The organism is Psychrobacter halotolerans (assembly GCF_039680845.1).
GTDB lineage: Bacteria > Pseudomonadota > Gammaproteobacteria > Pseudomonadales > Moraxellaceae > Psychrobacter.
On record NZ_JBDKWD010000003.1, the window covers coordinates 144,725 to 167,641 of the forward strand.

Annotated in this window: 20 protein-coding genes; 14 read left to right on the forward strand and 6 right to left on the reverse strand. The window is 43.4% G+C overall.

Annotated elements, in window-relative coordinates; all coding sequences use genetic code 11:
* Positions 1-16 precede the first annotated feature (16 nt).
* The 9 genes from mutL (at position 17) to radA (ending at position 9,737) form a co-directional block, all read left to right on the forward strand.
* Positions 17-1,861 carry a DNA mismatch repair endonuclease MutL gene (mutL, locus tag AAJP47_RS07190; protein WP_346717229.1) on the forward strand — a complete coding sequence of 615 codons (1,845 nt, stop codon included), beginning with the start codon at positions 17-19 and terminating at the stop codon, positions 1,859-1,861.
* 54 nt (positions 1,862-1,915) lie between these two features.
* Positions 1,916-3,091 (forward strand): tRNA (adenosine(37)-N6)-dimethylallyltransferase MiaA, encoded by a 1,176-nt coding sequence (gene miaA, locus AAJP47_RS07195; RefSeq protein WP_346717230.1) that lies wholly within the window; start codon positions 1,916-1,918, stop codon positions 3,089-3,091.
* 413 nt (positions 3,092-3,504) lie between these two features.
* On the forward strand, positions 3,505-4,029 hold the full coding sequence (gene hfq, locus AAJP47_RS07200; protein WP_346717231.1) for an RNA chaperone Hfq: 525 nt from the start codon (positions 3,505-3,507) through the stop codon (positions 4,027-4,029).
* Between the two features lie 236 nt (positions 4,030-4,265).
* Positions 4,266-5,258: a KpsF/GutQ family sugar-phosphate isomerase gene (locus tag AAJP47_RS07205; RefSeq protein ID WP_346717232.1), complete on the forward strand. Its 993-nt coding sequence runs from the start codon at positions 4,266-4,268 to the stop codon at positions 5,256-5,258.
* A gap of 50 nt (positions 5,259-5,308) precedes the next feature.
* Positions 5,309-5,875, forward strand: a complete 567-nt coding sequence (locus AAJP47_RS07210) for a KdsC family phosphatase (protein ID WP_346717233.1) — start codon at positions 5,309-5,311, stop codon at positions 5,873-5,875.
* The gene (gene lptC / locus AAJP47_RS07215) at positions 5,872-6,456 is read left to right on the forward strand and encodes an LPS export ABC transporter periplasmic protein LptC (RefSeq protein WP_346717234.1); all 585 of its coding nucleotides are present in this window, start codon (positions 5,872-5,874) and stop codon (positions 6,454-6,456) included. Before AAJP47_RS07210 ends, lptC begins: the two co-directional genes overlap by 4 nt.
* Positions 6,457-6,655: 199 nt before the next feature.
* Complete coding sequence (lptA, locus tag AAJP47_RS07220; RefSeq protein WP_346717461.1) at positions 6,656-7,138, forward strand: lipopolysaccharide transport periplasmic protein LptA; 483 nt, start codon at positions 6,656-6,658, stop codon at positions 7,136-7,138.
* Between the two features lie 91 nt (positions 7,139-7,229).
* Entirely contained in the window at positions 7,230-8,006 is a 777-nt protein-coding gene (gene lptB / locus AAJP47_RS07225) for an LPS export ABC transporter ATP-binding protein (protein ID WP_346717235.1), read from the forward strand.
* A 294-nt stretch (positions 8,007-8,300) separates the two neighbouring features.
* Positions 8,301-9,737: a DNA repair protein RadA gene (gene radA / locus AAJP47_RS07230; protein ID WP_346717236.1), complete on the forward strand. Its 1,437-nt coding sequence runs from the start codon at positions 8,301-8,303 to the stop codon at positions 9,735-9,737.
* A 300-nt stretch (positions 9,738-10,037) separates the two neighbouring features.
* Here the strand turns inward: radA and AAJP47_RS07235 are convergent, their stop codons facing one another.
* Together AAJP47_RS07235 and rodA are read right to left on the reverse strand one after the other, a co-directional pair.
* On the reverse strand, positions 10,038-10,652 hold the full coding sequence (locus AAJP47_RS07235) for a septal ring lytic transglycosylase RlpA family protein (protein WP_346717237.1): 615 nt from the start codon (positions 10,650-10,652) through the stop codon (positions 10,038-10,040).
* Between the two features lie 882 nt (positions 10,653-11,534).
* The gene (gene rodA / locus AAJP47_RS07240; RefSeq protein WP_346717238.1) at positions 11,535-12,677 is read right to left on the reverse strand and encodes a rod shape-determining protein RodA; all 1,143 of its coding nucleotides are present in this window, start codon (positions 12,675-12,677) and stop codon (positions 11,535-11,537) included.
* Between the two features lie 259 nt (positions 12,678-12,936).
* Here rodA and AAJP47_RS07245 point away from each other — a divergent pair, with 259 nt between their 5' ends.
* Together AAJP47_RS07245 and AAJP47_RS07250 are read left to right on the forward strand one after the other, a co-directional pair.
* Positions 12,937-13,902: a D-Ala-D-Ala carboxypeptidase family metallohydrolase gene (locus tag AAJP47_RS07245; RefSeq protein ID WP_346717239.1), complete on the forward strand. Its 966-nt coding sequence runs from the start codon at positions 12,937-12,939 to the stop codon at positions 13,900-13,902.
* A gap of 244 nt (positions 13,903-14,146) precedes the next feature.
* Positions 14,147-14,722, forward strand: a complete 576-nt coding sequence (locus tag AAJP47_RS07250) for a hypothetical protein (RefSeq protein WP_346717240.1) — start codon at positions 14,147-14,149, stop codon at positions 14,720-14,722.
* 214 nt (positions 14,723-14,936) lie between these two features.
* Here AAJP47_RS07250 and AAJP47_RS07255 read toward each other — a convergent pair whose 3' ends face one another.
* The 3 genes from AAJP47_RS07255 to AAJP47_RS07265 form a co-directional block, all read right to left on the reverse strand.
* Complete coding sequence (locus tag AAJP47_RS07255; RefSeq protein WP_346717241.1) at positions 14,937-16,583, reverse strand: M16 family metallopeptidase; 1,647 nt, start codon at positions 16,581-16,583, stop codon at positions 14,937-14,939.
* Between the two features lie 36 nt (positions 16,584-16,619).
* Positions 16,620-18,125 (reverse strand): M16 family metallopeptidase, encoded by a 1,506-nt coding sequence (locus AAJP47_RS07260; protein ID WP_346717242.1) that lies wholly within the window; start codon positions 18,123-18,125, stop codon positions 16,620-16,622.
* 76 nt (positions 18,126-18,201) lie between these two features.
* The gene (locus AAJP47_RS07265) at positions 18,202-18,369 is read right to left on the reverse strand and encodes a hypothetical protein (protein ID WP_346717243.1); all 168 of its coding nucleotides are present in this window, start codon (positions 18,367-18,369) and stop codon (positions 18,202-18,204) included.
* An 881-nt stretch (positions 18,370-19,250) separates the two neighbouring features.
* Between AAJP47_RS07265 and ftsY the strand changes: the two genes are divergently transcribed.
* The gene (gene ftsY / locus AAJP47_RS07270; protein ID WP_346717462.1) at positions 19,251-20,162 is read left to right on the forward strand and encodes a signal recognition particle-docking protein FtsY; all 912 of its coding nucleotides are present in this window, start codon (positions 19,251-19,253) and stop codon (positions 20,160-20,162) included.
* A 46-nt stretch (positions 20,163-20,208) separates the two neighbouring features.
* On the forward strand, positions 20,209-20,808 hold the full coding sequence (locus AAJP47_RS07275) for a methylated-DNA--[protein]-cysteine S-methyltransferase (protein ID WP_346717244.1): 600 nt from the start codon (positions 20,209-20,211) through the stop codon (positions 20,806-20,808).
* A 197-nt stretch (positions 20,809-21,005) separates the two neighbouring features.
* Here the strand turns inward: AAJP47_RS07275 and AAJP47_RS07280 are convergent, their stop codons facing one another.
* Positions 21,006-21,755 carry a YebC/PmpR family DNA-binding transcriptional regulator gene (locus AAJP47_RS07280; RefSeq protein ID WP_346717245.1) on the reverse strand — a complete coding sequence of 250 codons (750 nt, stop codon included), beginning with the start codon at positions 21,753-21,755 and terminating at the stop codon, positions 21,006-21,008.
* 318 nt (positions 21,756-22,073) lie between these two features.
* Between AAJP47_RS07280 and AAJP47_RS07285 the strand changes: the two genes are divergently transcribed.
* Positions 22,074-22,904, forward strand: coding sequence for an ion transporter (locus AAJP47_RS07285; protein ID WP_346717246.1), 831 nt, complete (start codon positions 22,074-22,076; stop codon positions 22,902-22,904).
* The last annotated feature ends 13 nt before the right edge of the window (positions 22,905-22,917 follow it).

The following is a 22,917-nucleotide window of genomic DNA, read 5'->3' on the forward strand; positions in this document are numbered from 1 at the left end:
TACATGACGTCTATCAATGTCCAATAACCACGCCGATACTCGTATTAAGAAACTGTCGCCGCTGCTCATCAATCAATTAGCAGCGGGAGAGGTAGTCACGCGTCCTGCAGCTGTGGTCAAAGAGCTGCTTGAGAATGCCATTGATGCCCATGCCACGGATATTGAGGTACATATTACCCAAGGTGGTATGGGATTGATCGAGGTGGTGGACAACGGGGTTGGTATTCATCCTGAGGATATGGTAATGGCCATTACCCGTCATGCGACCAGTAAAGTGGCTGACGTGGCCAATCTGCACGGTATCATGACGCTAGGCTTTCGGGGAGAAGCATTAGCCGCCACGGCTGCAGTTTCTCGTTTAACATTGGTTAGCAGTCACGATCATAGTGGCGTCGGTCGTCAATTACAGGTCGCGGGGGTATTGGCTGATGAATCAAAACTGCTACCAGTGGTGCGTAGCCGTGGTACGACGATTACGGTAAAGGATCTATACTTCAACGTGCCTGCTCGCCGGGGCAATTTAAAATCGATTGCCACTGAGTTCGGTCATATCGAAACCATCATTCGTGAAGTAGCTTTGGCACGAGCAGACATCACTATCAGTCTTTTTCATGACAAGAAAAAAAGGCTGTCACTATCTGCCAGTGCTACCGATAGCAATGGGCACAATCATTTGCCTTTATCACGGCTTGAGCAAGCAATGGCCAGCTCTTTGACGGATAATGCGATTGAGGTGGCTGTAGATCTATCAAACCTTATACAGCAGTCAACGATATACAATGACGGCAAAGACGCCGGTAGTCAGGCAAATATCAGTGGTTGGTTGTGGCCTATAGATGAGCAAAGAGAAGCCGTGCCAAAGCTCATTTATGTGAATGGTCGGTTGGTAAAAGAGGCGTTAATTAGCAATCAGCTACGTCAATTGGCTCAAAATGCACAGCTTGTAGGCGTTGGTTATGCACTCTATTTTAACTTGCCAACTGAGTGGCTTAATATCAATGTACACCCATCCAAGCAGCGTATCAAAATCAGTCCGCTTAATAATATTATGGCACACTTAAGCCATGCGCTACGCCCGAAACTGGAAGCGTTCAATACGAAAAACGCTACCAAACATGTGAAAAAAGCGCCAGATAAAGGCTCTTTGAATACTGATTCTTTAGATATAGGCTCTTTAGATAGCATTGCTTTAGCTGGTATTCTTTCAAATAGTGATGCTGCTATAAGCCAGTCACTTAATAAACCACGATCTAAGATGGATGTGGTCAATCATTTTGTCCAAAGTGGGCAAGTGCAATCGCCTAGACAGTCGTATCAGGGGCAGGGAGCAGTAAATAAACCCTCCTCTATAAGTGCCAAACCCTATATCGACAATCCTTTAAACCAAAAAACTAACGGGAAAGATCCCACCTCAACTGAGACCGCAGCAGTTTTGAGCGACGCGCTGCTTGAAGCAAAAGGTTTGCCGTACTGTCTAGAAGTCATTACCAGTTTGAGCGACATTGCGCCCGCATCTGCTCTTAGTTCATGTAGTCATGATAAATCCCTACCTTGGTTGCTTTTTCAACACCAACGCCAATACTTACTGATTGCTGTAGACGACTGGCAGTCAAAGATCGACTCGTTATTTGAGTCCAGTGTATTTGCGAATGCAGTTTCTCAAAAAGACAAAACGTCAGTTTATACCAGTGACGTCAATCGACAACTGGCTATTTTAAGCGCACAAATGACAACGCAGGATTTGATTGTATTTACGACAGACGTTGACGCACTGCTACGCAAAAATGCGATTAAGGTCATAGACCGTAAGCAGCTGTTAACATGGTTACTTTCATCTGCGCTTGAGCCGCCATTGCACTAAGCCCTAGCTATATTCTCGTTGTTTATCATACTTATCATTATTAAAGGCAATTCTATGAGACAGTCGTCTGATGGTTTATCTCATAATCTCACAGAAAACAGTGTGGTGTGTTTGATGGCACCAACCGCCAGTGGCAAAACCGCTTTGGCTTATGACTTGTACGATACAGGCCGTTATGAGCTGATCTCGGTAGATTCAGCGCTGATATATCAAGATATGAATGTCGGGACGGCAAAGCCAACGACGGCTGAGCTTGCACGCTATCCCCATCATTTAGTGGATATTGTTGATCCGATGCAAAGTTATAGTGTCGCGGAATTCGTAAGCGATGTTGCCCGTCTGATTGATGAGTGTCATCAAAAAGGAAAAATACCACTGCTTGTGGGCGGCACCATGATGTATTACATGGCATTACTCGACGGATTGTCCCCTGTACCAGATAGTGATGATAGCGTTCGCGCACGCGTAGAGCGGTGGCGACAGGACGAGGGTATCGGTGCGCTGCATGATTACCTTAGCAAAGTGGATTCAATCAGCCATCAACGCCTGAACGCGACAGATAGCCAGCGCATCACCCGTGCTGTAGAGGTCTACTTACAAACCAACATTCCAATCAGTGAGTGGCAACGTCAGCCCAAACAAGCATTGGCTCATAATCCACATCAAGTGTGGCATGCGTTATCAGTCATGCCTGATCGTCCATGGTTACATAAGCGTATTGAGCAGCGCTTAGACATTATGTGGACTGACGGTTTATTAAATGAAGTTATTGGTTTGCTTGAGACGTATCCGCTAACACCTAACTTGCCGTCTATGCGCTGCGTTGGTTATCGACAAGTATTAGAGTATTTGGTAAAAACCAAGCACCCAGTATTTGAACAACCGCATTTGGATAAAGACTCATTTTACGAAGCTTTTGCAGACAATGAAGATACCATTCATAAGAAAGATAAACTACAGGGCACACTTCAAGACCCATCTGAACTAGACATACAAAATGAGGCCAGCGAGGCCTTTGCTTGTCAGCAAATGCAAAATAAGGCATTATATGCTACAAGACAGCTTGCGAAGCGTCAGTACACTTGGTTGCGAAAAATAACTCAGTTGCCTACGGTATCGACAGAGTCGCCTTTAATGTCTAGCACAATTAAAAATAATGACTCTTATCATAATGATATACGCATAAAAACTTTTACGACGATGGCGCAGGCAAGACACTATCTTTTATAACAATGCTTACCTGAACAGCAATTATGAAACCAGTATGTTTTATGAGTAATGTCTTATAGTAAGAATTGTTATCAATACATAATAAAGTAGTGACAATTAGTTTCAAAGTAGGCTTTATATAACTGGTATACTTTAGACTATCATAGTAACATGCGCAATTTTAGCAAAATCAATTGTTTATTATTACTGATTAATATTTTTTGAGAAGAATTACTGACGAAACAAGTCGTTAATTAATGACTTTAATAGTTGATGGCAGTAGTTTGAAATCAATCAAGTGTAATCAGTGTTTATTTAGATACGTTTTAAAAACAAGACTTAGTACTGTATCTACCTATAGCCATTATAATCACATTCACACTTAGAATAATTGGCACTTAAAATATAACTATATAATATTTAGGAGAGATTTCATGTCAAAAGGACAAACTTTACAAGATCCGTTTTTGAACTCGCTGCGTAAAGATCGCATTCCTGTTTCTATTTTTTTGGTCAATGGTATCAAGCTGCAAGGTCAGATTGAATCATTTGATCAGTATGTGGTACTGCTTAAAAATACTGTCAGCCAAATGGTATACAAACATGCCATTTCAACCGTTGTACCAGCGCGCAATCCACGCAGTGCAACGACAGGAACGGGTAGCCAATCGCAAGGCATGGCGCCAACGGCTTACCAAGGCGGCGGTTTTGAGCGTGGGAGCAACCCTGCCAATGCTGGCGGCTTTGAAGAGCGCGGTTTTGCGGCCAATCGTAGTGGCTTTAATCGTGGCGGTTTTAGCCAAGGTCAAGAGCGTGGTTTTGAACGTGGCAGCTTTGGTCAAGGTCAAGAGCGTGGTTTTGAGCGTGGCGGTTTTGGTCAGGATCGTGGTTTTGAAACACCAGACAGCTCACGATTTGAAGACAAATCAAATGATGGATCTAACGACAGCAACGACTAAACACTGGTATGCATGATAGTGAAGGTGCATCGTTGAGACGTGACTTATTCGATCAAGACCTGCTTCTATAGTGGGTTTTTTTTGTCTAAATAAATATAGATATACCAGTTATTTACTATCAATAACTTAAGAAAAGCGGATTTGGTTTTTCGTTTATTGTTAATATGTGACATTATTAATATGTGACATAGTATAGTAAAATACGATACTGATTCATCATAAAATAGAGTGGATTCATGAGTAATACCCAAGTTGATTTAACTTACGAGCAATTTATTAGTACAGCGATTGATGCGATTAATACTGAGATATCGGCGTTGTCGTTATTGACCGAACAGATAGATGATAGGTTTGCACAGGCGTGTGATATTATTTTGGCGTGTAAAGGCCGAGTAGTCGTCACGGGTATGGGTAAATCTGGGTTGATTGGTCGCAAAATTGCAGCGACTTTTGCCTCGACGGGTACGCCTGCCTTTTTTATGCATCCTGGTGAAGCAGGTCATGGCGACTTGGGTATGTTGGTTAAGGGCGATGTGTTACTTGCCATCTCTAATTCTGGTGAATCAGATGAGATAAAAATGCTGTTACCAGTGGTAAAGCGTTTGGGTATTCCGCTGATTAGTATTAGCCGCGATAAGCGTGGTATGTTGCCCCATGCCGCTGATATTGTATTGACGCTTGGTAAATCTCAAGAAGCTTGTCCACTTAACCTTGCACCTACCTCAAGTACCACTGCTACGTTAGCGCTCGGAGATGCACTGGCGGTGGCCTTGGTGCATGCGCGCAATTTTACTTCAGAGGATTTTGCTTTATCGCACCCAGCAGGTGCATTGGGTCGTCAATTGTTAACGCGAGTTGAAGATTTGATGCATACCACTTCTGAGTATTTGCCGTTGATCCATAAAGATGCCCCGCTGCAAGAAGCGCTCTTTACCATGTCAGCAGGACGTTTGGGTATGACCGTCGTGATCGACGATAATGAGCAGGTCGTTGGCGTGTTTACCGATGGTGACTTACGCCGTGGTCTTGAAAAAGGCATCGATTTAAAAACGCCCATGAGTGAAGTAATGGTCAGTAATCCGCGCCATGTCAATAAAACCATGCGCGCCTCAGATGCGCTTAGTGTCATGAATGAAAGCGGTATCAGTCAGTTATTGATCATAGATGAAGACAATCGTTTAGAAGCCATTATTACGGTACATGACTTACTGCAAGCTGGTGTGAAATAAATAATCTCTAAAAACGACCTTTAATAAGAGATAACTAATAAGAGACAACGATGCAAGATTTAATCAAAAAAGCAGGACGAGTCAAGCTGTTGGTATTGGATGTTGATGGCATTTTATCGAATGGTCAAATTATTTATGACGCCAATGGTATCGAGACCAAAGCATTTTCAGTTCAAGACGGCATTGGTATCAAGTCTTTGGCGCGTTATGGTATTTTGACAGCCATTATTACAGGTCGTAGTAGCCCAATGGTTGATAAGCGCGCCGCAGAAATAGGTATCGATTATGTGGTACAGGGACGCGATGACAAATTGGTTGCTTTAAAAGAGCTGTTATCGACTCTCGATCCCGCGCTTAATATTACCGCAGCCGATTGTGCTTATATGGGCGATGATTTGCCAGATATTAAAGCGCTGCAAACAGTAGGATTTGCTGCAACCGTACCGAACGCTCATTCAGAAGTTATCAATCGCAGTGATATGGTAACCACCCGTGCAGGTGGCACTGGCGCTGTACGTGAAATATGTGATCTGATTTTGAAAGGTCATGGACACTATCAAGACTTTATCGCGCATTACACCCTTGATGAAACAAATACTCAGGATAATTTGTCGTGAATACTCGTGTTTTAATCGTTCTTGCATTGATTATTGCTGGTCTTGCAGGCTTGTTTTTTCGGCAGCAAGGGGAAGTAACACCGCCTGTCAGCATGGAAACCTCTGATGTTGATTATGAAGCATCAGACATAAAGGCTGTGCAAACTAACGAGGCAGGTAAAACGGAGTATGAACTGACGGCTGAATCGTTGACGCATAACCCAAAGACCAATCTTGACGAGATGTCAGGTATTACTATGAATTGGGAGCCATCAGCAGAGCAGCGCTATCGTATCGAGGCAGGCAGTGCTGCTATCAGTCAGCAGACAGGTGAACTTAACTTATCAGGTGGATTTACATTGATTAGTGAAGGCAATAAAGGCAATGCTGATATTGAACCCATCAAGGTGACTGGTAACACCCTCAAAGGCAACACCAAGTCAGGACAAGTTTACAGTGAAGAACCAGTAAAAATTGAACAAGGGATGAATCGGTTTGAAGCTTCAAGTATGACGGCGAATCTTGAAACAGGTGAGTACGAATTTGGTCAAGTTGCTGTCGCTTTTACGCCCTCTGAGCGTCAAGATAAAGCCCTGTTTTAAGCCCAACCCTTTCTATTGGCTACATACTAAAAACACATGAAAAAACCAGTCGCCAGCATGAAGTTTGCAAATCCTACTATTCCCTATAAAACGAGTGATTTTTATGAAATCTAAATTTTTGCCTGCTTTTTGCTCATTATCAATACGCGCAACTGTCATATCGCAGCGTTTGCGTCAATGGCAAGCGCTACCAGCGGTTATGTTGTTAGCATTACCGCTTTATAGCCATGCCTTACCATCAGATTCCAATCAAGAGATTAAGTTGTTAGCAGATAAAGCAACTTATAGCGAGCGAACAGGCGTCACCAGTTACTCAGGTAGTGTCATCATTACTCAAGGTACGTTTAAGATGACCGCGGATAATATCACGGTCAACCTATCGCAGCAGCGTAGTATCAATTCTGCTGTAGCAACCGGACGCCCAGCAACCATGCAACAGATTGTCACACAAGAAAAAGGCCTAGCAAAAGGGCAAGCCAACAAAATTGACTACAATGCGGTCACAGGCATTATTACGCTGACAGGCAATGCCAAGCTGGTTCAAAACGGCGCAAGCTTTGCTGGTAACGTCATTCGCTATAGCTTAAAAGCAGGCGATGTGGAAGCCACTGCTGGCGGCAATCAGCGCGTAGAACTGGTATTTCCGCCTAGCAGCAATAATAGCCAAAGTGGCATACGCTAAGCTAAATAGCCGTATCAATTTACCAATCAATATACAAACAAGTCTGACCACCCATATCAGTGCTTGTCTTTTGCAACAGTATGAGTAAGTTATGAGTGATAATAAAAACACAGCTTCTTTGGCAACCAATAATACAGCGCCTGTCGCCCGATTGACCATGCAAAATTTGGGCAAACGCTATGGCAAACGTTGGGTGGTGAAAGACGTCTCATTTTCTGTTGAACAAGGTCAAGTTGTTGGACTTTTGGGCCCAAACGGTGCTGGTAAAACCACCAGTTTTTATATGGTGGTTGGACTGGTTAATATGGATAAGGGGCGCGTGACCTTGGGTAAAATGGACTTGTCTAAGTATGCGATGCATGAGCGCGCGCGGGCAGGCATTGGTTATTTACCACAAGAGGCGTCTATTTTTCGCAAGTTAACGATTGAAGATAATATTCTAGCTATCTTGCAAACGCGTAAAGAGCTGAATGCTAGCCAGCAGAAGCAAGAGCTTGAAAAATTGATTGGCGAGTTCCATTTAGATCATGTAAGAAAATCACTAGGCATGAGTGTGTCAGGGGGCGAGCGTCGTCGTTGTGAGATTGCACGCGCCTTGGCAGCCGACCCGAAATTTATCTTATTAGATGAGCCTTTTGCTGGGGTTGACCCCATCTCCGTTGGTGATATTAAAGACGTTATTTTAACGCTAAAAAACCGAGGTATTGGTGTACTGATTACGGATCATAATGTCCGTGATACGTTGGCGATTTGTGAAAAGGCCTATATCGTATCAGAAGGTGCCATTATTGCCGAAGGCACCGCTTCTGAGGTCTTAGACAACGAACTGGTGAAATCGGTTTATTTGGGTAAGGATTTTCAAGTCTAACTCTGTGCTTTAAACATTTTCTGGCACTTATTTTACCAGCTGAATGCTGGTATTAAGGTTCTGATCTGAAGCCTTGAGCCAGCTGTCTTTGATTTTATTTTACTGAAACCTTTCCCATATCTAGTGCTATCTCTTCTATCAAACAAAGCGCGTTGACTTAACGACTGGCTTTTCTTAAAAAACATTCTTAAATAAACGCTCATCGAAGCGTCACAATACTCTATAAAAAATTCTACTCTATAAAGCATTCTATTTATTATGCTCGATTGATTATTTGGATAAGGCTGATACGTTATGGCAAAAAATAAAAGCAGTTACGTCTGTCAACATTGCGGTGCGCATTTTGGTAAATGGGCAGGGCAGTGTACTGACTGCGGCGAATGGAATAGCTTGGTTGAAGCCCCAAACGTTAGCATGCCGCATCACAATAAAAGCACGGCAAAGTCTAATACCAGTCGTGCCGCGCCTCGCAGTGCTAGTGCACCAGCGGGTAATTATGCCGGTACTCACAGTGCCGTCATGCCGCTTAATGCCGTTAGCGTCACTTTAGATACGCGCTTGCCGACGGGGATCAGTGAGTTTGATCGCGTCCTTGGCGGCGGCTTGGTGGCAGGGTCGGTTGTCTTAATCGGCGGTGACCCTGGTATTGGTAAATCGACCATTCTATTACAAACAGCAACCAACATGGCACGTGCAGATTCATTGGCAGGTAGTGCGCTTTATGTCACTGGTGAAGAGTCGCTTGCACAGGTTGCCATGCGCGCCAAACGGCTAGATTTACCTGCTGATAGGTTGCGAGTGCTCGCTGAAACCAATGTTGAGACCATTTGTGCGGCGCTGACGCAAGAGCAGCCAGCCATTGCTATTATTGACTCTATCCAGACTATTTATACTGACGCCATCAATTCAGCGCCAGGCGGGGTCAGTCAAATTCGTGAGTCGGCGGCGATTTTGACGCGCTACGCTAAGCAAACAGGCACAGCGCTATTTTTGGTGGGTCATGTCACCAAAGAAGGCACATTGGCAGGGCCGCGTGTTTTAGAGCATATGGTAGATACAGTCTTGTATTTTGAAGGTCAGTCCGACTCTCGCTTTCGCATGATCCGTGCGGTCAAAAACCGTTTTGGAGCGGTTAATGAGTTAGGTATTTTTGGTATGACCGATCTGGGGTTAAAAGAAGTTGCCAATCCATCGGCGATATTTTTAAGTCGTTATGATAAACCCGTGGCAGGTTCTGTGGTTATGGTTAGCCGCGAAGGTACAAGGCCGTTATTAGTCGAGGTACAAGCGCTGGTCGATGATTCACAAGGACAACCAAGACGCATGGCACTGGGATTAGATTTTCAGCGTTTATCTATGCTGCTGGCAGTCATGCATCGCCATGGCGGTATTCATACCAGTGGGCAAGATGTATACGTCAACGTGGTAGGCGGGGTTAAAGTTATAGAGACAGGCTCTGACTTGGCAGTGTTGTTGGCTTGTGCTTCTAGCATCAAAGAGAAAGCTTTGCCGTCTTCATTAGCGGTATTTGGTGAAGTTGGGTTGTCTGGTGAGATTCGTCCTGTACCGAATGGCCAAGAGCGTTTAAAAGAAGCGATGAAGCATGGGTTTAAACATGCCATTATCCCAAAAGCCAATGCGCCCGCTAAGGGCTCGCCTCAGTTCAAAGGTATTAACGTCATTGCGGTTGAACGTCTTGACGATGCTATTGAAAGCGCGTTCGAGCTATAAAGTCTGGATTTTTGCTATAATCAGCGAAAGTTTGAATTGCTAAATCGATAAATTATAGACTGCTGGTATAAACTTTCCTCGCTTGCTGTGCCTTCGCAGACAGAGGCTTCGAAAAATTCATCCCAGCAGTACCGTAGTTAATCTATTGTTCCTAGACTATATTGTGCATGCTCATTGGCGAGCATGACATAATACGTATGGCTTTTATGAATACTATAAATGTGACTCACAAAAAAGCGCCCAACGATTTATGATGTTGGGCGCTTTTTTGTGATTTAGATAGTGCTAGTAGGTTTGAGCTTAAGGACCTGAAACACGTTCAATAGAAACGTTACCAACACCTTTATTGGTAATGCCTAAACGTTTAGCAGCACCATAAGACAAGTCCATCACGCGGTTACCATGGAACGGTCCACGATCATTGACTTTGACTACGACACTCTTGCCGTTCGTCTTATTGGTCACTTTTACATAACAGTTTAGTGGTAATGAGCGATGCGCTGCCGTCAAACCATTCATGTCGAATGTCTCGCCACTCGCTGTTTTACGACCATGAAACTTGCGGCCATACCAAGATGCCAAACCAGTTTGCTTAAATTTGCTCACTGAGTTAGAAGCGACTGCTGTCAGACGTTCTAGGACATCTTCATCATTGCTTGCTTGGGCGGTATCACTGGCTAATAATGAGCTATTAAGTGCCAATGAAGTAGGTTGACGGGCTGATTTGACCAAACTTGATGCACCATCATGTTGACGGCTAAGCTCTCCAAGTACACGATCGATATGAGAGGCGTTGTCTTGCGAAATCATTGCAAGGGAGGTTTTTGCTTCTACAGCATTTGCATTAGTAGCCGCTGCAGCGCCAGCAAACAAGATCGCTGACATTGTAAGTAAACCAGATAAACGCTTATTCATGGATACCTCTATATAACTTATACATCAAAACCTAACTCTAATCATCTCATTTTAGATTGAGTGTAAAAGTGCTAGACCACTCTAACGCTTTCACAAGCTCTAAAGCCTTATCATCAATGACTTATAATTTATTGATGCAAAACAAAGGCTTTTATAGGTTTTAATATATGGTAATTTTTCATTTCATTATAATAAGTTCACGGTGATAGTACCGATGATACTTATAAAACGCTTAAACGACAGTTAGTAGATCAACAATCCCATCATCTGCAGACTGGGTAATGATTCTAATATAGATCGTATTTCAAAATTATTACATCTTTAAATTAATAACGGTTTTACGTAGTGCTTTGTTATCAAACCGTTAATTAAGTAGTGTATTTGAAATCTGTCAATCTACAGGTTGCTAACTATACGTACAAGCTATAACCAAACTATAATTAAATGCAAAGTTTTTTAGCAGCTATGTACGGGTTATGTATCAAACTACTACAAAACGAGGGTAACGCAATTATTTGTAAAAAACAAGGAATAAAAACAGTCAATACTTATTTGAAGTCACTTAATTGTAATAAGAGTTTTATGGAATTGACGCAATTATCAGCCATAAAGCAGTTATCGATAATGAGTGTTTTTAGCAGACAAAAGAAGCGAAGCGCTTATATGGCGACATGCGAGGCGCAATTCATAAGGTATCAATACCGAGTAGGAGTCACTACATTGCCACTCCTAAATGCATAATTCTTGCTAAAACAAAACCTTGCCCAGCATTTATATTATATTTGAGAGGTCTATATAAGGCTTTCTTGATGCATTTCAAGTTCTAAATGACACTGATATTCAGGCAAGATATTGATTTGATAAGCAATTTTTTTGAAAAAACTAACTGGCTTTATGAGTGTGAATGGACATCAACAGGCCAAATCCAGCCATCAAAGTAACGATAGCCGTCCCGCCATAACTAATAAAAGGCAATGGCACCCCAACCACAGGCAATAAACCGCTGACCATGCCAACGTTGACGAATACATAAACGAAAAAGGACATGGCAATCGCACCCGCCAACAATCTACTGTAGGCATCAGGGTGAGTAAAGGCAATGTACAAAGCGCGCATTAACAAACAAGAATAAATGAACATTAATAACATCACGCCCAATAGACCAAATTCTTCTGAGAAGGCGGCGATAATAAAGTCAGTATGACCCTCTGGCAGAAAGTGCAAATGTGATTGTGTGCCTTCTAAATAGCCCTTGCCAGTCAGGCCGCCTGCGCCAATAGCTGTCTTAGACTGAACGATGTTCCAGCCCGCGCCTTGCACATCGGCTTCAGGATTGAGAAAGGTTAAGACACGCGTACGCTGGTAGTCGTGTAACAAAAAATTCCAAGCAAAAGCGATAAAGGGCACTGCTAAAATCGCAGCGGCTGAAATCAAGCGCCAAGACAAACCGGCTAAAAACAACACAAAGATGCCACTGGCTGCCACCAATAATGAGGTGCCAAGATCCGGCTCTTTAGCAATTAATAAAACAGGGACAACGATTAATGCTAGGGTGATAGCGATGCTGGAGAGAGAAGGGGGTAGATCACGTTTAGATAAAAACCAAGCACACATCATTGGCATGCCAAGTTTCATAAATTCGGACGGCTGTACGCTACCAAAGCCCGGTAAGTTAATCCAGCGCTGCGCGCCCATACGCACCTCACCAATGGTGTCTACCAAAATCAGCAGTATTAAGCCAAGCACATAAAAAATAGGCGTAAAACTACGGTAAATACTGGGCGGTATCTGTGCCATGGTAAACATCACCGTAAAGGCTACACCATAACTGACCATTTGGCGTAAAACCATACCCACTTCTTGACCAGAAGCACTATATAAAATCGTCAGGCCAATGCAGCAAACCGTTAATAAAAGAAGCGTCAACCACGGATCTATATGTATACGTTGCCATAATGTCGGAGCGTGACCTTGACCGAAGTGGTGGCTTTGACGTGAAAAACGATATTGTAGGTTAGAAGACATAGGCAAAGTGTGGCTAACAGTTGACGGAGAAGGAAGGGCTTTTCTAAAGAATGCGGTTTTGAATATAACGTTATTGTGTCTATTCTAATGCAACCTAAACCATAAGGTAACACATGAGCACTAAAGTCACATGATTATAAAAATCATAAGGATAAGTGTTAATTAATAACATCTGACCTATAATTGAAGGCGATAGTTTAGCCTGATTATCGAAAATTTGATAGTATCGATAAAACCTTTTTAGCGGTAGCTTCTTGCAATGACAAACACAAAACAATCTGCCTATAGCCAAATGCAAAGACCAATGATTGCCTTGTTGGTGTGTGCCAGTAGTATCTCTGCTCATGCCGCGTTGTTGAGCGACAGCAGTGAGCGCCGTATTCAAGTACGGCATAGTGCTAATAACGACAGTAGTAACGCTTACATCCAGCCCTCTGCAAAGACCTCAAATCACCGTCCTGGCGTTACTATCTTAAGCGGTGCAAATGCAACAAGCGGCGATAGTATGCAAGGATTGATTGCTCAAAAACAGCGCGAGTTTGTACCCAATTCTAGTCTCTCTATCGAAGAGAATAAACAGGTGAATATCAATCGACGGCCGCCTACTTATAATACGACTTACAATAAATATAACACAGCAAGTAATACCTATAATGGTGCTAACAATGATTTCAACAATATGGATTTTAATGCGTGGCTAAACAGCAATAGCTACCGTGCCCAGCAAGTCGCCCAATATCAGAGCTATCTGATTACAAGAGTGGGCGCTCAAAACGTGCCGCCGCTGTCTCAATTACTTACGACTGCTCGTAGTTGGGATAAATGTGGTTATGAGCCGTATCAGTTACCGCCGCAAGAGCTGTGGGCCAATATCGTCCCGACATTACGTTTATACAGTCAGCTTAAATATCAAGGGATCATACCCGCGAGTACCGAGATACGTTCGGTGTATCGCAACCCTGGACTCAATAGTTGTGCGGGCGGTGCTGATAGTAGTAAGCATATGACAGGAGGGGCTATGGATATTTGGGTACCAGAATATGAGGGCAACTTATGGCAACTCAGCAATATGCAAGATGGCTTATGTCAGTTTTGGCAATATCAAGGAAAAGAGTATAACTTTGGCTTAGGTTTGTACGCGACGGGTGCCATCCATTTGGATACAGAAGGTTATCGCAAATGGGGTTTTAACCATGCCAGCAGCAGCTCTTCTTGTCGTTACTAGTTTGGTCATTACTAGCCTGTCATTATTTATCATGGGGGAAGCAAAAAGTTTTCAGCTATACAGACAAAATTAGATGGCAAACAAGAAGGCATTTGAGCTTAAAAATGAGCGGTTAAATTATCACAAACTTTGTTACTAAAAACTTTCTAGTATTAGTAAATTGTGTTCTAATAGCAGCCTTTTATCCGTCTTTATATTATCTAATTTATAAAGCAAAAAATAGTGTTTGTGATGAGCAGGGTTTATGAAAAAGCAGGATGCAAAGATAGACAAAATGGACAATGTCAATAAATCAAAAAAGAGTTTTTTGCGGCTAAATAACGTATGTATAGGCTTGTGTGTTTTGACCTTTTCGCTCTTAGTATTTATGAGTGCTTGCAGTCCTGAGATGTCTTCTGAGGAAGGTTTCTTTGATGCAAATGAGTCTAAGACCGATTTGGCTAGAAAGTCACAAAATGCTGAAGAAATTGAAGAAAATATTAGAAACTCTTATGCAAGACTGGCCGCTAGGCGCGATGATGTTTGTCCGAAATTGATACAAGAAGAGATTGGCAGCAACGTCATTGAACGTACGGCAGAAGTTATGAGAGATGATTATTGCGACTATTTTCTGTATCCACGCAGTGGTCAAGATATTTCAGTTAAGGTGAACGATAGTCAAATTGAAGCCTTATTAATAGTGCCCATGTTGCATAACTTTGCTAATGGAGATTATCAAGTAAAGTCCTACGACAAGCATGTGATTCGATTGGCCTATAATGGCATCGATTATAAACCGGAAAATCTCACTTACGATGTAGAAGTGACGGTGGTTAATTAAGGGTTTCTGACTCAGTGGCAATTTAGAGTAAGCATTATGAATTTCTGAGATGAGAAGGTTTTATAATATATTCTAAAAAAGAAAAGGGGCGATGCTAACTGGCATGGCCCCTTTTTTATATGGTTGGCGAAAGGAAATAAGCTTGGATTGCTAAAATTGATGTCTTAGCGATTACTTAGTTTTTTTTAATTTGGTTTCTTTGATTTAGTTTCTTTTATTTATTTTCTTTGTCCTCCCAAGGATCGTTTTGACCGACGGTCACAATCAAGAAGTCATCAGGCTTGAGTGTCTCTCGCAGGGTTTGATTGACGCCTGTCAGTTTTACTTGGTCGATACGCTTGATGTAATCGTTTAGATAGCTGTTTGGTAACTGATAAAAAGTCATCATGCCGAGTAAACTATTGATGCCAGCGTTACTGGCAAAGCTCATAGGAAAGCTGTTTTTAAGATTGTCAGTCGTCAAACGCATCTCGCTACTCGTAATACCTTTGTCCAAAGTATCGTTAATGACCGCTAAGCTTGCATCAATGGCTGCGCGCGCTTTGTCATTACGGGTTGAAAAACCAATCTGATACGGGCCTTTTTCTAGCATTGGCGTCATAGAACCTGTGATGCCATAGGTGTAACCAAGATTTTGTCGCACCTCAGTCATGAGCCGTGCATTAAAATTGCCGCCAGCCATGACCTCATTACCGACAGCAAAATTGGTTTGCTGCTGCTGATCTTGTGGATTGGTCGCTCGTTTGTTGCCCAATTGACCCATCAATATGGTGGTCTGCGTACTTGGAAAAGGAATATGAATGTTTTTTGCTTGGTCAAGGGGTTTTGGCTCAGGTAGCGCTGCCGCCTTTTGGCCTGCTGGCAAGCCCGTGGTGATGTCTTCGGCCAGTTTCTTTGCTTGACTTAAGGTTAGGTTGCCTGTCATCGCGATAGAGGCATTGGCGGCAACCAAGTAACGATTTTTAAACTCGAGCAACTGCTGTCTGTCGATATTCGGTACACTGTCAAGCGTACCGGGTGTTTGATGAGCGTAGGGATGTTCGCCATATAACGCTTGGTTAAAGGCGATGCTTGCTAGACTGCCGGGGTCTTGTTTTTGCTGCTGTAAACCAACCAACAGTCGCGCTTTGTCACGCGCTAAAATCTGTTCATCAAAAGCAGGGTCGCTTAGCATTTGAGTCATCAAATCAATAGCAGGCAAAAGATGTTTGTCATCCGATAAGCTGCGTAAGGACACCACAAACATGTCTTTATAGGCGCTGCTATTCAGATCGATACCCAAAGTTTCACCAGCTTGAGTAAATGCATTTTCGTCTAACTGTTTAGTGCCTTGGGTAAGCATGGTGGCGGTCATGTTGGCAATGCCGAAACCTTCTTTGCGTATGCTACCGTCACGGGCACTACCAGCGTTAAAGCGTAGGTCAATATCAACGATAGGTAAGGCCGTTGTTTGTACAAAAGCTACAGGCACGCCCACTTTGGTTTTGAATTCTTGAATCGTTGGGACAGTTACCTTAAGTGGTTTGGTGTCATCCAAGCTGGTCAGTTTTGATAGTGCGGCAATTGGTGCGCTCGTATCCACCAAAGCGGCAGAACCACGAGACTCTTCAATGCCCGTGGTTTCCGCTTGAGCGGTCATCGACACTGTTGTTAAACCTAGCAATATAGCAATGCTAAGATGGGATAACTTATTGTAGGTGAAAGACTTGTCGGTAAGAGACTTACAGATAAGAGACGTGTTCGACGTTGATCGACGCGCACGGTCTGAGGGCTGTTTTTTTGTTTGCAATATATCGCTACTTTGAGTCATGGTTTTCTTCTTATCAATAAAATATTTGGCGTTGGTATAGGCACTTGACATAAGCCGCAGAACATAGGATATGGAAATAGGGCGTCTCTATTCTTCCTTCTGATCAGCTTTGTCTTTAGGCGGTACGATATGCATCACGGTTAAATTGTCTTTGACCAAATATTTTTTACTTGCTGCTTGTATGTCGGCGATCGTTACTTCATCCAGTTTGGCGGGTAGGTTGTTAAGCAGTCTGTCATCCAAACCGATAGATTGTAACGAGCCAATCATACGTGCTTGACCTTCCATACTGTCTTGCGCGTAGATAAGCCCTGTGACGGTATTGGTTTTGGCGCGGCTGATTTCGTCGGCGGCAATGGGGTCCGTCTTGAGCTTGTCTATCTCAGCGATGATGGCTTGCTGCGCTTGTACTAAGCTTACACCTTCGCGCGGGGTTGCCTGAATTAAAAACAGACCATCGCCGCGATCGAGTAAGTCGTACGAGGTACCTACTGTCGTCAGCAAACCTTTATCACGTATCAAGCGACTCTCTAAACGTGCGGACAGCCCGCCATCTAGTACATCTTGTGCGAGTGAGAGCGCGTACGCTTGTTTTTCATTATTTGCGCCTGCGGTTACAAGACTTGGTACGTTGTAACCCATTAATAGTACCGGCACTTGTACTGCTTGCTCAGAGTCAACCTGTTGATAACCACGGAAACCTTTTTGATTGACAGTAGGGCGAGCGGGGAGTTTGCTTGGTGTTAGCTCGCCAAAGTAACGTTTGACTTGCGTCAAGACGTCGTTTGGGTCTACGTCACCGACGATAACCAAGGTTGCATTGTTTGGAGCGTACCATGTCTGATACCAATCTTTTAAAGCCGGCAGCGTGATTGAGGCAAGCTCATCCATAGGGCCAATGACAGACTCGCCTTTAGGGCTATCGGGTAGGGCAAGTAAACGAAAGGATTCGTAAGCTTTGGCAAGTGGGTTGTCATCGGTACGTTGGCGACGCTCCTCCATGACCACTTGATGCTCTTTGGCAAAAGCATCATCATTGAAAGTGAGGTTCTTCATACGATCAGCTTCTAGCTCTAGCGCTAGAGGAAAGCGATTGGCAGGGAACAGCTCGTAATAGCCCGTATAGTCGTAACTGGTAAACGCGTTATTGACGCCGCCAAATTTAGCAATTAAACGCTCATAATCATCGCTTGAAACATCAGCCGTTCCCTTAAACATCATATGCTCAAGCAGATGAGAGATGCCGCCTTTATCCGCCGGCTCGTCTGTTGAACCCACCCGATACCAAATCTGCGTCATTACCACAGGGGCACGATGATCTTCTTTTACCACTACTTTCAAGCCGTTTTCTAACTGATACTCGTGTCGACCGGACGTATCCATTGTTAAAGTGGAAGACGGTTGAGTATCTTGACTTTGTTGATTTTGGCGTGCGCTGTTTTGAGCAGCAGTATCTTGCGTGACTGGATTCTTGAGCGTCGGCGATGGATTAGTATTAAGCGCACTGGTCTGGCAAGCAGTAAGCGTTGTGGCCATAGCCAATGCACACGCGATGCGTAGGGATAGAGTAGATAGTGGTAAAGACGATGACATGGTAGGTTCTACTTATATAAAATGATGCATTGTAGATTGATGTGTGAACGTATCAGTTTCAAGGACAACAGAATGATTATAACGGTTTATGCGCGCCCGCCAGCACACTGGCTGTTGGTTTGAATTCTTGCGTGGTAGTACAACCCGACACGGCTGATAGCATCATTGTTGATAATAATAAAGCTGACGTAATGGCCGCTGTTTTTTTACCTTGGTTTTTATAAGTACGAGAGCGTGATGACATAGATAATCTCCAAAAAGTGAGTATCGAATGATAGGTAAATAAAGCTTATTAGAGTAGGCGAAGTTCGACAGACAACAGGTCAGATTTTTGTGTCCAAACCTTAAGCAAAACTTGCGCAAATACGAACGTCAACTTTCAAACTGATCGATTTTGACGATACGCTACGATGGTAAGGTCTGAGTGCCACTTGAATTATGCTAAACTAGGCTAAAAATTATCGGTCTTAAGATAAGAAATCTATAACGGCATACCAACCTATTTAGAATAAACGAATAATTAACAATGATAACTTTTAGGGCAAACTTATGAACAACCCAAATAATAGCAATCGTGTGGTCATCAACCTTGATGGCGATCTTGACGACTTAGATGACGATGATATTACCTTACCCAATCTCACGGCGCAATCTGTGCTCATCGTCGATGAAACTGAACAGGTTGTTTCAGTTGATACTGCCGATGACAACAAGGTAGCAGGACAACGTAAGAATGACACACTGAATCAGGATATCATAGAAGCTGATGAGTCGAACACGGTGGCGCTAGGGACGCCAATTGGACTGACAGAAGCGCAAAAACCTGCTCAAGACAGTGCTTCTGAAGACAATATTTCACAAGATAATACTTCTAAAGACAACAGTCCTCGAAACAATGGATCGCAAAATACAGTTGAAAGCTTCTCGACTGCTAAAGATAAAGAAGAGAATACCAATGCTAATGTGGTCTCTAATATCCCAGCCATGCCTCTACAAGAGCAGTTGGGAGATATACCTAGTGTTACCCCTGCGGACAACGAAACTCGTCCCACCCATCAGCAGACCCCTGAAGTAGAGTCGAAAGAAACGCAAGAAAATAAAAAGTCAGGTAGCTGGTTCAACCGGATGAAAACGGGTCTCAGTAAGTCGCGTAAGAATTTGGCTGAAGGAATGGTCAGTATCCTGATCGGTGGCAAAGAGATTGATGATGAGCTATTAGAGGAAGTGGAAGATCAGTTACTGGTCGCTGATATTGGCGTCAGTGCAACCAATCGCATCATTAAAAGCTTGACCGAACAGACGGCTCGTGGCGATCTGATTTATGCCCACTCATTGTATAAAGCGTTGCAAAGTGAGCTGGTTGATATCTTGACACCAAAAGTTGCGCCATTGGTGATTGATACCAGCAAAAAACCGTTTGTTATTTTAGTCGTAGGCGTTAATGGAGTAGGTAAGACCACAACCATCGGTAAACTGGCCAAGCGTTTGCAAGGCGAGGGCAAGTCAGTCATGCTGGCGGCAGGCGATACGTTCCGTGCGGCAGCGACTGAGCAGCTACAGATTTGGGGTGAGCGCAATGATATTCCTGTTGTCGCGCAAGGTCATGGCTCTGATAGCGCGTCGGTTATTTTCGATGCCATGCAATCTGCCAAAGCCAAAAACATCGATGTGTTAATCGCAGATACGGCAGGACGTTTGCAAAACAAGACGCACCTCATGTCAGAGCTTGAAAAAGTGGTGCGCGTCATGCGTAAAGCCGACCCAAGTGCGCCGCACGAAGGCATGATTGTGCTTGATGCGGGCACGGGCCAAAACGCCATTAACCAAGTAGAATTGTTTAATAAGGTCGTCCCATTGACAGGTATCACCATCACCAAATTGGACGGCACCGCTAAAGGGGGTGTGGTCTTTAATATTGCTGAAACCACGGATGTGCCTATTCGCTATATTGGTGTTGGTGAGTCCATTGATGACTTACGCTCTTTTAGTCCAAAACAGTTCGTTGCCGCCTTGTTTGAGACAGATGATAAAGAATAATTAATAAGGCTGTTAGCAATCAAGTAATATGAAAGGAATCAATATTATGATCGTCACTAGTATTTCATTATCCAACATTGCTCATGAAAAATTGTCCTCACCTAATGCTGCTTTGTTGCTGGCGAGCCAGACATTAAACGGTACAGCAAAGCTTGTTTGGTGTAATTGGTTAGAGCATGATGAGCATTGGCAGGACAAAATTAAATTGGACAGGCTGGCTAAGCATTACAAGTTTAATGTTAATGAAGCCAAATTCATAGCCGCAGAGCATTTGGATGCTAGTAATGATGAGCAGCAATTGTTATTGACAAGTGCAGCGCAGATACAGCATTACATGCAAGGACTACGCGATAATTTTGACTTGCCAATCGATACAAGTTTGGGGACGGATTTTCAACAACAGGTTTGGCAAGCGCTACGAGAGATTGGGTATGGCGAGACCATCAGCTATGCAACGCTCGCTCAGCGCGTGAACAATCCTAAAGGCTTTCGTGCCGTGGCAAACGCGAATGGCAAAAACCCCTTTAGCGTGATTGTACCTTGTCATAGAGTGATTGCGAGTGATGGTAAGCTTGGCGGTTACACAGGCGGGCTGGATAAAAAAGAATACTTGCTGGCGCTAGAAGGCGTCACTTGTAAACCTTAGCTTGAATAAGCGCTTCTTATAGATGAGCAAGCATAAACAAGTATAAATAAAAAAGGCCAAGCGTTAAGTACGTTTGGCCTTTTTGATGACTGCGCGATAAATGACTGATAGACATAACTACTGCTAGACATAGCTATTACGAGACATAGCTATTACGAGACATAGCTATTACGAGACATAGCTATTACGAGATAACATTATTGCTCAAGCTGCGTCATGACCTCAGCAGAGAAGTTAACGTTAGTATAAACCTCTTGCACATCATCAGCATCTTCTAACATATCGATCATTTTTAGAATTTTTTCGGCATCGTCCACATTGTCTATTTCAGCGGTGGTTGATGGCGACATAGTGACTTCCGCATTGTCAGAGACAAGGCCAGCCGCATTAAGCGCGTCTTGCACTTGACCCAAATGTTCCCATTCAGTGATGACCAGTAAGGTTTCGCCATCGTTTTCGATATCGAGAGCGCCCGCATCTAGTGCAACCAGCATGACGTCTTCTTCTAAGCTTATATCATTAAAACTGATTTCACCACGTTTGGTAAACAGATAAGCCACTGACCCTGACGTACCCAAATTACCATCATTTTTTGTAAATGCATGACGTACTTCGCTGACCGTACGATTAAGGTTGTCAGTCATGGTTTCAACCAGTACCGCCACGCCGCCAACCCCATAACCCTCATAGCTGACTTCTTCCATGTTTTCATTATCGCCGCCGCCAGTACCACGATCGACTGCGCGATTGATGGTATCTCGTGTCATATTGACTGATAGCGCTTTTTCGATGACAGCACGTAGGCGTGGGTTTTTGTCAGGGTCAGGATCCCCTTGCTTGGCAGCAGAAACGATTTCACGAATAATTTTGGTAAATATCTTACCTTTTACCGCATCCTGACGGGCTTTGCGGTGTTTAATATTTGCCCATTTTGAATGGCCTGCCATATAACATCCTTAATTTGTGCGTACTATTTATTATGCTTAAAAAAAGTGTTTGATAACACCCTCAAACGTGCGACGACATTTTTTAGAGTAGCATTTCTCTTTATACGTAGGGCAATGACGCTACCGATACGTTAATGTTTTGTATGTCGTTGAGGATGCTTTTTTGCTACACTGTGGCAACTTATAGATTGCATTCATGCTGATAAGTGCGCAATATTATAAACCAGTTTCATGTATTTTAACTAACTTGCCCTTATCTATCACATTTTAAGTCATTAGGTGCGATCAAGCCATTGACTTTATAAAGTTACTGACTCTATGAACCAACCAACTGCTGAAGCCATTACACACTTACGTAACCGCATTCATATCATTATTGAAGGCACAGATACCCGCTTGGGTAAGCTCTTTGATATCGTCTTATTGATTGCGATTTTGGCCAGTGTGGGCGTGGTCATGCTCGATAGTGTGTTGTTTGTGCGTTTACAATACGGCACGATATTTTTTTATGCAGAATGGTTTTTTACCATTTTATTTACGCTTGAGTATTTGTTAAGACTGTTTTCAGCGCCCAATCGCTTTCGCTATGCGTTTAGTTTTTTTGGCGTGGTGGATTTGTTGTCTATCCTGCCTAGCTATTTGAGTCTCGTATTTGGCGGCGTACAGTACCTTATTGTTATACGTATCTTACGTCTTTTACGCGTATTTCGAGTGCTTAAGCTCAAAGGTTATATGCAGCAGGCGGGTTTTTTGGCTTCTGCGCTAAAAACCAGTCAGCAAAAAATAACGGTCTTTTTCTTGTCACTCGTGCTTTTGGTGACTATTTACGGCTCCATCGTCTACGTGGTGGAAGGCCCAGAAAACGGCTTTACCAGTATTCCTATCTCTATTTATTGGGCGGTTGTGACCTTGACTACAGTAGGCTATGGGGATATCTCGCCCAAAACGCCGCTCGGTCAAGCCATTGCAACGATGGTTATGATTACAGGTTATGCCGTCATTGCCGTACCAACAGGGATTTTTACCTCAGAGTTGACACGTAACATGCGCCCACAGCTCAATCCTGTTACTTGTCCGAACTGCGGTAAGTTTGGTCATGCCGTAGGGGCAGAGTTTTGCGATCGCTGTGGTCATGCGCTGCATATTTAGCGTTTGTTCATCG